Genomic DNA, 12008 nt, shown 5'->3' on the forward strand with positions numbered 1-12008 from the left:
AGGGCCTGCTCCGCCGGTGGAGCAGGCCCTCGGCGTACGCCCGGGTGTGCGGCCGGTCGCGAGCCACCGGTCAGGTGTCGCGGGACAGGAGGTCGTGGACGCCCGAACGGGATCTTCGCTTCGTTTCGGCGCGGATCGGAAGCTCGCGGACCGCCCGAACGTTGGTTGCGGGCATGAGGATCAGCGAAGCCTCCCGAGCCAGCGGTGTGAGTGCCAGGTCGTTGCGGTACTACGAGGACGAGGGCCTGATCGTCCCTGGTCGGTGCGGCAATGGATACCGCGACTATTGCCGGTCCACCATCGACCGGGTCCGCGTCATCCGCTCGCTGCTGGAGTCTGGGCTGCCGGTGCGGTTGATCAGGGATGTCCTGCCCCGTCTCGCTGCCGAACCCGACGCCGACGCGGGTGCGGTGGGTGCGGAGTTCCTGCGGGAGGTGCGGAGGTATCGCGATCGGCTTGCCGCACGCATCGCCAGCCTGAGCGATCAGCAGGCGGCCCTCGACAGTTACCTGCGCGACGTTGGCCGGGCTGGCCGATGACCGCGACTTGACCTTGACGTCAGTGTGAGACTTCTACGGTCGGACGCATGGAGATCGACGAGCAGCGGAACGGCGCCGGGCAGCCGGTACGGGCACTCATCCAGCGGTCGCGTCGGGGGCCGAAGGATCTGACCCTCACGACCGATCAGCGTCGTCCCACCCCAGGGGCCGGCGAGTACCTGATCCGAGTGGGCGCCGCCGGGGTCAACTTCGCGGACGTCATGCAGAGCTATGGCACCTACGGAGGAGGCCCCCAGGCACCCTACGTGGCGGGCTTCGAAGCCGCCGGCGAGATCGTGGGCGTCGGGCCGGACATCGAGCGCCCGCTCCAGCTCGGCACCCGCGTGGTCGGCACCGGACCGGGCGCCTTCGCGCAGTACATGACGATGCCGGCCGCGGGTGCACTCCCCGTCCCCTCGGGCTGGAACGACGCCGAAGCTCTCGGCCTGGTGCTGAATTGGGCAACCGCACTGGCGGCACTGAAGCCGCTGGGCGAGGTCAAGGCGGGTGACGTGGTGCTCGTTCATGCCGCGGCCGGAGGCGTGGGGCAGGCCGCTGTCCGCCTCGCCCGCCACTACGGCGCGCGGGTGATCGCCACGGCGTCACCGGACAAGCACGCCACCGTCACGGCGCTCGGCGCCGACGAGGTCCTGGACAGCCGCCGCCCCGATCTGGCGGAGGAGATCACCCGCCTGACCGGCGGTGTGGACCTGGTCCTGGAGTCGGTGGGACGCGCCACGTTCAAGGCCAGCCTGTCGGTCACCAGACCCTTCACCGGACGCGTCGTCGTGTTTGGTGCCGCTTCCGGCGACGCCAGCCTCAGCACGCACGACCTGGTATTCACCCACCAGGTCCAGGTCAAGGGCCTGCACATCGGCGCCCTGGCGGCCGCGGCCCCGTCCATCTACCGGGGATTGCTCGCCGAGATCGAGGCACTCATCGCTCAAGGCGTGTACCCGCCGGGTACCCCTCAGGTTCACCCGCTGGTCGAGGGGCCGGCGGTGCTGCGGCGACTCGAAGCCGGTCAGACCCGCGGCAAGCACGCCCTCGACCCCTGGCGCTGAAGACCCTGTGACTCACCACGATGCCCCCGCCGGCCCCCGGAGGTCGGCCGCATGGTTCACCACCGACCCGACGTGCGGCAGGAGGTCAACCGCCGGTCCGGCGACCGCGCACTGGCGTGGGAGCGCCCCGCCCTCGTACAGCTAGGCTGCGGTCATGCTCCCCTGGGACGACTCGCGTCAGGCCTTTGCCGACGCCGCCGGGTGGTTCGTCCGCACCGCCGCCCTCGTCGGCGACCAGTGGGACCGGCCCGGCCTGGGTGAGTGGGACGTCCGCGCCCTGGTCGGCCACACCAGCCGTTCGCTGCTGACGGTCGAGGAGTACCTGGCCCGTCCCGCCGTCGCCGTCGAGGTCGGCTCCGCCGCCGACTACTACCGGGCGATACGAGCCGTGGCCGCCGGTCCGGGGGTCGCCGAGCGCGGACGGGCCGCCGGGGCGGTCTTGGGCGCGGATCCCGCGACCGCCGTGGCGGAGATCGCCGTACGGGTGCTCGCGATCGTCGACGCGCAGGACGGTGACGCCCTCGTCACGACGATCGCCGGTGGCATGCGGCTCGCCGACTACCTGCCCACCCGGACGTTCGAACTCGCCGTGCACACCGCCGACCTCGCCACCGCGCTCGGGGTACCGGTGGACGTCCCGGCGACCGCCGCGACGCAGGCGCTGCGGGTGGTCGCCGACCTCGCCATCGGCGACGGCGTCGCCGGGCCGCTGCTGCTCGCCGCCACCGGCCGGGCGGGCCTGCCGGCGGATTTCTCGGTGCTCTGAGCCAGGGGCCCCGGCGGGCCGGGCCGCCGGGGCTACTTCACCTTGCGGGTCGACCGGGCCACGACGCTGTCGTACTCGGGATGCTTGCCCAGCCATTCGCTGAGGAACGGGCAGATCGGCACCACCGTCCGGCCCTTGGCCCGGGCGTCGTCCATCACCGCGCGGGCCAGGGTCGATCCGACCCCCTGGCCCTCGAACGCCGCGTCGACCTCGGTGTGCGTGTAGGCGATGATGGCGCCGGTCAGCTGGTAGGTGACCAGGCCGGCCAGCGCCCCGGCCTCGTCCCGGGCCTCGAACCGCTCCCGCTCCGGCACGTCTGTCACGGTGAACTGCATGCCGCCATCCAACCACGGCCGCCCCGGGCGGGCGTTCGACGTGGTGGCCGTCGGCGGCCGACCGCACCGGCCCGGCTCGTCGCCGCGCGCTCGCGGTCGACCGCCCTCGCACGCCACCCGCCGACGCCGTCGGGCCGCCGGGGACGCGCCCCGACGGCCCGACCGTGGGTCAGTGGATGACGACCGGCGTCTTCGCCTCGTCGCCCGGCCCCCCGTCGAGCAGCTGCGACGGCTCCCGCCGGCGCGGCAGGAACGCCACCGCGCCGAAGGTGAGCAGCACCAGCACGAACGCGACGGTGAACGTGGTGGCGAAGGAACTGGCGGCGAAGTCGAGGCCGCGCTCGATCAGCGACGGGTCGACCGGGAACTGCTGGGCCAGCTCCGGCTGCTGCTGGACGCCGATGGCGAGGCCCGCCTCGGTCAGCGGCTCGCCGTCCGGGCCGATGGCGCCCGGGATCACCCGGGAGCCGTTCAGCTCGTTGGTGAGGATCACCGACATCACCGCGGCGCCGACCGACCCGCCGATCTGCTGCAGGATGTTGACCAGCGTGGAACCGCGGGCCACCTCGCTGGCGTGCAGGGTCTTCAATGCCGAGGTCATGATCGGCATCATCGTGCCGCCCATGCCCAGGCCCATCACGAACAGCGACCCGCACAGCAGCCAGTACGAGGTGTGCGGGTCGACCTGGGTGAAGGTGAAGAACCCGGCGGCGATGAGCGCGAGCGCGAACGGCACCGTACGGCCGACGGGCACCCGGTCGGCCAGCGTGCCGGCGATCGGCATCGTCACCATCGCGCCGATGCCCTGCGGCGCCATCAGCAGGCCGGCGGCCAGGGTCGACTCGCCGCGGATCTGCAGGAAGTAGCTCGGGAACAGCAGGCCGGCGCCCATGAACGCGATGATGAACACGAACAGCGCCACCGTCGCGACGGTCAGGTTGCGGTTGGTGAACAGTCGCAGGTCGAGCAGCGGGTGCTTGGGCTTGAACGAGTAGCGCACGAAGGCGATGACGAGCGCGCCGCCGACCAGCATGGGCGCCCACACCTCGGTGTCGGCGAAGGTGCCGGCCTCGGGCAGCGTGGAGACGCCGTAGAGGAACAGCGCGAGACCCGGCGAGAGCATCAGCATGCCGACGAAGTCGAACGACTCGGACGGCTCGGGGGCGTCCTTCGGCAGCGCCAGCTGGGCGTAGATCAGGCCGACGACGCCGATCGGCAGGTTGATCAGGAAGATCCAGTGCCAGCTCGCCGTGTCGATGAGCCAGCCGCCGAGGATCGGGCCGCCGATCGGGCCGAGCAGCATCGGGATGCCGAGGACGGCCATCAGCCGGCCGATCCGGTGCGGTCCGGCCGCCCGGGTCATGATCGTCATGCCCAGCGGCATCAGCATGCCGCCACCGAGGCCCTGGAGCACGCGGTAGCCGATCAGCTGGCCGATCGTGTCGGCGGTGGCACACAGCCCCGACCCGATCGTGAACAGCGCCAACGCGATCATGTAGAGCCGCTTGGTGCCGAACCGGTCGGCCGCCCAGCCGCTGAGCGGGATCACCGTGGCCAGGGCGAGGGTGTAGGCGGTCATCGTCCAGGCGACCTCGGCGTAGGTCGCGCCGAACTCGCGCTGGAAGGTCGGCAGGGCGACGCTGACCACCGTCACGTCGAGGATCGACATGATCGCGCCGAGCACGACCACACCGGCCACCTTGAGAACCGCGGCGTCGAGCTTGTCGGAAGTCGCGATGGATTGCTGTGTCACGAAGTCTCCTGAATCCCCGTTGAGGGCCGGCGGCGGCCGGCCGGGCGCCGGGCCGGGTGCGGCGCGCGCGCTGTGACGGACGGAGCGATGTCCGGCAGGCAGACTAACGAGCGGCACCGACAAACGGCTTCCGAGTTTCCGGCGGTCGAGGTCGACGTCACTCCTTCTCCGCCGCACCGAACGGACCAGGGCGGGGCGGGCACCAGCCGGCCCGCGTGGCCCGCCGACGCCGCCGACCCGCCTGGTCGGAAGGCTGAGCAGCGACGCGATGCCGACCGCGAGGATCGCTCGTCGGCGCGGGTCGGGCACGGCGCCGCCGGCCAGCCGGTGACCAAGGTCACGGTCCCGGTGAACGCCGCCACGACCGGGACCGGCACGATCTCGACGCGATCGCCGTCACCGCGGCGGCGGACCGCTCGCGGCGTCAGCGCAACGAGGCGTACGCGAGCGGCAGCGGGGTGGGCTGGCCGCTCCAGCTACCGGTCAGCGCGGTGCCGCCCGGCGCGGTGCCGCCGCCGAGGCGGCGGAGGACGGCGAGTTCGACGGTGTCGGTGACGATGACGGTCGGGTCGCCGGCGACGACGTCCCGGACCGTCCCGACGGCGGGCACCGCGGCCGGTCGGGCTCCGCTCGTGCCGATCACCATGCTCGGCTCGCGCGGCTCCCGGCGGCCGTCGACCTCGAAGTACTCCTCGGCCTGACCGGTGCCGGCGAGGACGGCGGCGGCCAGCGCCGCGGCGTAGACCGGGTCACCGGCCGCGTCGTAGACCCAGCGCGGGCCGAGCACCGAGTGCTCGGTGGTGCCGACGAGCCAGCGCTCGGCGCCGTCCAGCGGCGCGCCGCGGTAGGTGAGTGGCACCTGGTGGACCGGGCCGTTCCCCGCCCGCACCAGCATCGTCTCGATGCCGACCGCACCGGCCGGGTCGTCGAACCGGTAGGCGGCCACCCGTTCCAGGTCCGCGCCGGCGTCCCCCCGGAACCAGTCGCGGCCTGGCAGCCACGCCGCCAGCAGTTCCACCTTCGAGGGGCGCAGTGTCGCCCGGTGCAGCAACGCCATGCGCAAGATCGTAGCCGTCGGCGGGGGTGTTGGTCGCGCCGCCGTCTCGCCGGTTCGGGCCTGCCTCGACCGCCGGGCCGCCGGATCCGGGCGTCCGTCGCCGGCTACGTCGCCGGGTCCGGGGCCGAGTCCGTCGCCGGATCCACCGCCGTCCGCCGCCAGCTACGCCGCCGGATCCGGGGCCGAGTCCGTCGCCGGGTCCGGGGCGGCGTCCGTCGCCGGATCCACCGCCGCGTCCGCCGCCGGATCCGGTGCGGGGTCCGGCGTCGGGGGCAGGATGACCACGTGCAGGTTGCGCGGGCCGTGCACGCCCTCCACCCGGTCGAGTTCGATGTCGCTGGTGGCGGAGGGTCCGCTGATCCAGGTCAGTGGCCGGCGCGGGTCGAGCCGGCCGACGGCGTCCGGCAGCCCGGCGACCACCTGGTCGGCGCGCAGCACGCAGACGTGCACGTCGGGCAGGAGCGTGATGATCCGCCGGCCCTGGTCGGGCGCGCCGTCGAGGACGATCGTGCCGGTCTCGGCGACGGCCACGGCGGCCGCGGTGACCACCCCGTCGACGGCGGCGAGCTGCTCGGTGCCGAGCCGGTCGTCGGTCACCGCCTCGACCGTGGCGGGCAGCCACCGCCGGGGCAGTCCGGGTGGGACGACCACCCGCCGGCCGCCGAGGATGTCGTCGACGACCCGCGCCACCTCGCCGTCGGCGCACCGGTGCACGGTGGCCCGGTAGTCGACCAGCCGGTGCGCCAGCAGGTCGACGTCGGCGGGCCGACCGGCCAGCCGGTACTCCCGGGGCACCTCGGCGGGGCCGGCGGGTTCGGGGCCGAGGGCGGAGCGGAGCCGGCCGAGGACCAGATCGCGCGCGTTCATCGCCGCGCCCACCAGTCCCGGAACGACCGCGCGGGCGGTTCCGGCAGGTCCCGGCCGATCGTCCAGCCGGACAGCGGCGGGGGCAGCCCGCGACCGCGGCGGCCGGCCAGGCGGGTGAGCCGCGCGGCGCGCTGCGCGGCCGCGTACAGCGCCGGGTGGTCCATCGCGTACGCGGCGGCGGCCATCGCCACCGACTCGGCGGTCGGCCGGCGCTGGGCGGCGACGTGTTCGGCGCGCAGGTGGACCAGCAGCTCCGGAATGTTGATCTTCACCGGGCAGGCGTCGTAGCAGGCGCCGCAGAGCGACGACGCGTACGGCAGGGAGGCATTGTCCTCGACGCCGGTGAGCTGGGGCGACAGCACCGCCCCGATCGGCCCCGGGTAGACCGACCCGTAGGCGTGCCCGCCGGTGCGCTGGTAGACCGGGCAGACGTTGAGGCAGGCCGAGCAGCGGATGCAGTGCAGCGCCTGCCGACCCACCTCGTCGGCGAGCACCGCGCTGCGGCCGTTGTCGAGCAGCACGAGGTGGAACGCTTGCGGACCGTCGCCCGGAGTGACGCCGGTCCACATCGAGGTGTACGGGTTCATCCGCTCCCCGGTCGACGCCCGGGGCAGCAGTTGCAGGAAGACCTCCAGGTCCCGCCAGGTGGGGACGACCTTCTCGATACCCATCACGGTGATCAGGGTCTCCGGCAGGGTGAGGCACATCCGCCCGTTGCCCTCGGACTCCACCACCGCGAGGGTGCCGGTCTCGGCGACGGCGAAGTTGGCGCCGGAGACGGCGACCGGGGTGGTCAGGAAGGTCTGGCGCAGGTAGCGGCGGGCCGCGGCGGCGAGCGCCGCCGGCTCGTCGGTCAGCGCCGGGTCGACGCCCGGCATCGCGCGCAGGAAGATCTCCCGGATCTCGGCCCGGTTGCGGTGGATGGCCGGCACCAGGATGTGGCTCGGCCGGTCCTCCCCCAGCTGCACGATCAGCTCCGCGAGGTCGGTCTCCACCGCGGTGATCCCGGCGGCGGCCAGCGCCTCGTTCAGTCCGATCTCCTGGGTGGCCATCGACTTGACCTTGATGACCCGGTCGCTGCCGGTTGCCGCCACCAGGTCGGTGACGATGCGGTTCGCCGCCACCGCGTCGGCCGCCCAGTGCACCGTCCCGCCGGCGGCGGTGACCGCCGCCTCCAGCTGTTCGAGCAGCTCCGGCAGGCGGGCCAGCACGTCAGCCTTGATCGCCGAGCCGGCCGCGCGCAGCTGCTCCCAGTCGGGCAGCTCGCCGATGACCGCGCCGGACTTGGCGCGGATCGTGGTGGTGGCGTGCCCGAGGTTGCGGCGCAGCTGCGCGTCGGCGAGCGCGCGCCGGGCCGCGGCCGGGAACGGCTCGTCGCCGCGCAGGTGCCCGACGCCCCGCGGGGCGGTCGCCGGCATGCCGAGGAAGGTACGGCTCACGCCCGCACCCCCGTCCGCGTCGGGTCGCCGGCGGCGCCGGCCGCCTCGGTCGCGGCGAGGATCTCCGCCAGGTGCACCGTGCGCACCCCGGCCCGCAGCCGGGACAGCCCGCCGCCGATGTGCATCAGGCACGAGGAGTCCCCGGCGGTGCAGACCTCGGCCCCGGTGGCGAGGACGTGGCGGAGCTTGTCCGCGAGCATCGCGGTCGAGGTGTCCGCGTTCTTCACCGCGAAGGTGCCGCCGAAGCCGCAGCACTGCTCCGCCTGCGGCAACTCCACCAGGTCCAGCCCCCGCACCTGCCGCAGCAGCCGCAGCGGCCGGTCGCCCACCCGAAGCATGCGCAGCGAGTGACACGTCGGGTGGTACGTCACCCGGTGCGGGTAGTACGCGCCCAAGTCGGTCACGCCGAGCACGTCGACCAGGAACTCGGACAGCTCGTGGGTACGCCGCGCCACCGACTCCGCCCGGCCGGCCAGCCGCTCGTCGCCCGCTCGCCGGGCCACCATGGTGTGCTGGTGCCGCACCGATCCCACGCAGGAGCCCGACGGCGCCACCACCACGTCGTACGGGTCGAAGGTGCGCACGTGGCGCCGCACCAGCGGCAGCGCGTCGGCCAGGTAGCCGGTGTTGATGTGCATCTGCCCGCAGCAGGTCTGCTCGGGCGGGAAGACCACCTCGTGGCCGAGCCGTTCCAGCAGCCGCACGGTCGCCGTGGCCGCGGCGGGGAACAGCGTGTCAGCCAGGCACGTCACCATCAGCGCGACCCGCATCGTCACCCGCCCATCACGCCCCGGACGGTCCCGGCCCGCCCGTACGCACGGCACCCGGCGCGTCGGAACACCCGTCGGGGTCGGATCCGGCGAACCGCCACCGCGATCATTCGATCAGATCGCCACCCCGCCCGCAACGCCGCCGGGGACCATCCGTGACGTGCCGCCGGGCCGGGCGACTGGGACTCGCGCCCGGGGTTTGTCACACAACTGTCGTGCAACCGCGTGATCGCCTCCACGATCCTGGCCGACGGTGGTGGGCGAGCACGAGGCGGTCCGAGCCAGCCCGTGCCCCGGCCGGTCCGGTCGGGGCGCCGGACCCGGTCAGCCGCCACCGACCAGTCCACCCGCCGACGCCACCGGAGGATCGATGGTGCTGCCCTGGCCGATTCCCGACGACCCTTCGTTCCACGCCAGTGAACCGGCGGAGCAGACCGAGGACCTGCGGCTCGCCGCCCTGGTGGCGCAGCGGCTGAGTATCGACTGGACCACCCGCCGGCAGCAGATCGTGGTGACCGTGCAGAACCGGGTGGTGATACTCAGCGGGACCGTGGCCGATCCCGACGTCCGTCAGGTCGCCGGCGAGCTGGCCTGGGACGTGCCCGGCGTCTACGACGTGTGCAACACGCTCCGGATCTCCATCCGGCGGGGCGGCCGAGCCGCAGGCCCGTGACGTAGCGGCCCCCGTCGGCTGATCCCATCGAAGCCTATCTCTAGCGCTGGCCCTCCGGGGATGGTAGGAATCTGCCAGAACAGCCAATGCGCGCGAAGGATTTTCCCGCAGAGAGGCTCCGATGAGAAATAGCAGGATCATGGCCAGCCTCACCGCCGCCGTCGTCGGCCTGGCGGTGGCGGCCACACCGACCTGGGCGACCCCCACCGACCGGGCCGTCGACTACCGGGGCTACCGGGTTCCGGTGCCCGCCGACTGGCAGGTCGTCGACCTGTCCACCGATCCCCACGCGTGCGTCCGGTTCGACCGGCCCACGGTCTACCTCGGCCATCCGGGCGCCGAGCCCTGGTGCCCCGACGGACCCGCCGGGCGTACGGCGGGGCTGCTCGTCGAGCCGATCGACACCGTCACCGCCGAACACCTCACCGCCGAGACCGCCGTCGCGCCCGCCGGCAGGGCGACCGTGGCTCCCCTGGTGTCCCGGGACGGATCCGTCCGGATCGCGGTGCCCGACGCCGGCGTACTCGTCACCGCCTTCCACACGCCCGAGACCGAGCCGGCGGTCCGGCGGATCCTGGCCGCCGCCCGCCTCGGCCCGGGCGCCGCGCCAGTGTCGCTGGACGCCGTCCGCGCCACCGCGCGGCCCGCCACGGTGACGCCGTTGGCGGCAGCCGGCCCGCAGCCGGGCAGCTACCTCGGCAAGGGCTTCGACACCTGCACCGCCCCGGCGCAGTCGACGATGAACACCTGGCGCAACGCCTCGCCCTACCGCGCCGTCGGCATCTACATCAGCGGTTCCAGCCGCTCCTGCGCCCAGCCCAACCTGACCGCCACCTGGGTGACCAACCAGACCAACGCCGGCTGGCACCTCATCCCCATCGAACTCGACAAGCAGGCGCCGTGCGGCACCCGTACGCCGAAGATGTCGTACGACCCGGCCACGGCCCGGTCCGAGGGGGCGAGCCGGGCGACGAGCGCGGTGAACGCGGCCCAGGCGTTGGGCATCCCCGCCGGCAGCGTGATCTACAACGACATCGAGCACTACCCGTCGAGCGAGTCGTGCAAGGCCGCCGTGCTGTCGTACCTCTCCGGCTGGACCGAGCGGCTCCACACGCTCGGTTACCTCTCGGGCATGTACTCCAGCGGCTCCTCCGGCGTCCGCGACCTCTGCGGCGCCTACCACGACACCCGCTACACCCGGGTCGACCACCTCTTCTTCGGCTGGTGGAACGGCGTGGCGGACACCGACGCCGGCGACTACTGCCCGGACGGGTACTACGCCAACCACCAGCGCATCCACCAGTACACCGGGGACAGCTACGAGACCTGGGGCGGCGTCCGGATCTACATCGACCGGGACTACCTCGACGTGTCGACCGGCACCACCGAGCCACCGCAGGACTTCACCGTCACGATCGACAACACCACCGCGGGCCGGTTCACCGCGAGCGCGAACTGGGGCACGTCGACGTACTCCGGCCAGCGGTTCGGCACCGACTACCGGTTCGCCACGCCGACCGCGGCCAGCGACGTCGCCTGGTACCGGGCGAACCTGCCGGAGACCGGCAGCTACCAGGTCTCGGTCTGGTATCCGGCCGACGCCGGCTACAACGACTCCACCCCGTACATCGTGTCCACCACCACCGGTAACCAGACGGTCCGGGTGAACCAGCGGCAGGGCGGCGGCCAATGGGTGTCGCTCGGCGTGTTCACGTTGGCCGCGGGCGACGGCGACAAGGTGGGCGTGAGCCGGTGGACCAGCGGCACCGGCTACGTCATCGCCGACGCGGTCCGGATCACCCGGGTCTGACCGCGAGCGCACCCACCCGCGCCGACCCGCCGGCAGGTTCACCGACCTGTCGACGGGTCGGCGCGGGAACTCTCGGCGGGCCCGGCGGCGCGGCGCCGACCCGGGCCGGGCCGGTGACACCCCCCGGGTCCGCACCGCAGGCGCCCCGGGTCGATCCGGCCCGGGAAGCTACGAATGGCGCCCGCGGCTACATCTGGTGCAGGAGGAGCAGGCCGGAGGCGACCACGAACGCGGCGCAGCCGGTGACGGTGACCAGGCGGAGTCGGGCCGTCAGGTCGGCGTCCCAGCCCTCGACGGCTCCGGAGGCGCGGCGCAGCAGCGGCGTGGCGGCGCGCCCGGCGCCGAAACCCACCCCGGCGAGCACGGCGACCAGCAGCCGCTGGCCGCCGAGCAGGACCGCGGCCGCGAGCACGTACGGGGCGGTGGCCGAGAGGTAGGTCCGCACCCCGGTGCCGAGTTCGAAGCCGAACCGCAGCGCACCCCGCCGCGGGTTGCGGCGCAGCACGTCCTGCGGCACCTGGCGGGCGTTCTGCGGCAACGGGATGGTGACCACCCGGGTCTCCCGGAGCAGGCCCAGCAGGGCCACCGCCACGATGGCCGCGTACCGCCAGGGCGGCGGCAGCGGGCTCGACAGCCCGGAGAGCAGCCCGAGGACCACCCCGCTGAGCAGGCCGCCGCCGAGCAGCCCCAGCACGAACAGGGCGAGCAGCACGCCCTGTGGATTCCGATCCCGCCGCCCGGGCGAGCCCAGCGCGTACGCGCTGTTGCGGGTTCAGACCGAGCCGGAGAGCGTGTAGCCGGCCAGCCCGCCGAGCACCGCCCAGGTGAGCACGTGCCCGTACGCGGCGGCGACGGTCGCGCCGGCGGCCAGCAGCGGCACCGGCACCAGGGGGTCGGTGGCCCAGCGCCGCAGCGTGGACACCGGGCGTACGGGC

At 73.6% G+C, this 12008-nt stretch carries 13 protein-coding genes; 5 read left to right on the plus strand and 8 right to left on the minus strand.

Annotation, left to right across the window (positions count from 1 at the left end; translation table 11 throughout):
• Positions 1-173: 173 nt before the first annotated feature.
• The 3 genes from DLJ47_RS13530 (at position 174) to DLJ47_RS13540 (ending at position 2369) form a co-directional block, all read left to right on the plus strand.
• Positions 174-539 carry a MerR family transcriptional regulator gene (locus DLJ47_RS13530; protein ID WP_109900369.1) on the plus strand — a complete coding sequence of 122 codons (366 nt, stop codon included), beginning with the start codon at positions 174-176 and terminating at the stop codon, positions 537-539.
• 47 nt (positions 540-586) lie between these two features.
• Positions 587-1603: a zinc-binding dehydrogenase gene (locus DLJ47_RS13535; protein WP_109900370.1), complete on the plus strand. Its 1017-nt coding sequence runs from the start codon at positions 587-589 to the stop codon at positions 1601-1603.
• Between the two features lie 154 nt (positions 1604-1757).
• Positions 1758-2369 carry a maleylpyruvate isomerase N-terminal domain-containing protein gene (locus DLJ47_RS13540; protein ID WP_109900371.1) on the plus strand — a complete coding sequence of 204 codons (612 nt, stop codon included), beginning with the start codon at positions 1758-1760 and terminating at the stop codon, positions 2367-2369.
• Between the two features lie 32 nt (positions 2370-2401).
• On the opposite strand, the gene DLJ47_RS13545 is transcribed toward DLJ47_RS13540, so the two are convergent.
• The 6 genes from DLJ47_RS13545 to DLJ47_RS13570 form a co-directional block, all read right to left on the minus strand.
• Complete coding sequence (locus DLJ47_RS13545; RefSeq protein WP_109900372.1) at positions 2402-2704, minus strand: GNAT family N-acetyltransferase; 303 nt, start codon at positions 2702-2704, stop codon at positions 2402-2404.
• 169 nt (positions 2705-2873) lie between these two features.
• On the minus strand, positions 2874-4457 hold the full coding sequence (locus DLJ47_RS13550; protein WP_109900373.1) for a DHA2 family efflux MFS transporter permease subunit: 1584 nt from the start codon (positions 4455-4457) through the stop codon (positions 2874-2876).
• A gap of 424 nt (positions 4458-4881) precedes the next feature.
• The gene (locus DLJ47_RS13555) at positions 4882-5514 is read right to left on the minus strand and encodes a CG0192-related protein (protein ID WP_109900374.1); all 633 of its coding nucleotides are present in this window, start codon (positions 5512-5514) and stop codon (positions 4882-4884) included.
• Between the two features lie 162 nt (positions 5515-5676).
• A complete protein-coding gene (locus tag DLJ47_RS13560) occupies positions 5677-6381 on the minus strand; it encodes a LutC/YkgG family protein (protein ID WP_109900497.1) in 705 nt (234 codons plus the stop codon).
• Positions 6378-7799 (minus strand): LutB/LldF family L-lactate oxidation iron-sulfur protein, encoded by a 1422-nt coding sequence (locus DLJ47_RS13565; RefSeq protein WP_109900496.1) that lies wholly within the window; start codon positions 7797-7799, stop codon positions 6378-6380. Before DLJ47_RS13565 ends, DLJ47_RS13560 begins: the two co-directional genes overlap by 4 nt.
• Before the next feature lie 17 nt (positions 7800-7816).
• A complete protein-coding gene (locus DLJ47_RS13570) occupies positions 7817-8590 on the minus strand; it encodes a (Fe-S)-binding protein (RefSeq protein ID WP_109900375.1) in 774 nt (257 codons plus the stop codon).
• A 370-nt stretch (positions 8591-8960) separates the two neighbouring features.
• Between DLJ47_RS13570 and DLJ47_RS13575 the strand changes: the two genes are divergently transcribed.
• Together DLJ47_RS13575 and DLJ47_RS13580 are read left to right on the plus strand one after the other, a co-directional pair.
• Positions 8961-9263, plus strand: a complete 303-nt coding sequence (locus DLJ47_RS13575; protein WP_109900376.1) for a BON domain-containing protein — start codon at positions 8961-8963, stop codon at positions 9261-9263.
• A gap of 571 nt (positions 9264-9834) precedes the next feature.
• Entirely contained in the window at positions 9835-11073 is a 1239-nt protein-coding gene (locus tag DLJ47_RS13580; protein WP_446723560.1) for a glycoside hydrolase domain-containing protein, read from the plus strand.
• 187 nt (positions 11074-11260) lie between these two features.
• Here DLJ47_RS13580 and DLJ47_RS13585 read toward each other — a convergent pair whose 3' ends face one another.
• Positions 11261-11785, minus strand: coding sequence for a hypothetical protein (locus DLJ47_RS13585; RefSeq protein WP_199235827.1), 525 nt, complete (start codon positions 11783-11785; stop codon positions 11261-11263).
• A 60-nt stretch (positions 11786-11845) separates the two neighbouring features.
• Positions 11846-11995: a hypothetical protein gene (locus DLJ47_RS36270; protein ID WP_199235828.1), complete on the minus strand. Its 150-nt coding sequence runs from the start codon at positions 11993-11995 to the stop codon at positions 11846-11848.
• Positions 11996-12008: the final 13 nt, after the last annotated feature.

The organism is Micromonospora sp. S4605 (assembly GCF_003176715.1).
GTDB classification, from domain to species: domain Bacteria; phylum Actinomycetota; class Actinomycetes; order Mycobacteriales; family Micromonosporaceae; genus Micromonospora; species Micromonospora echinaurantiaca.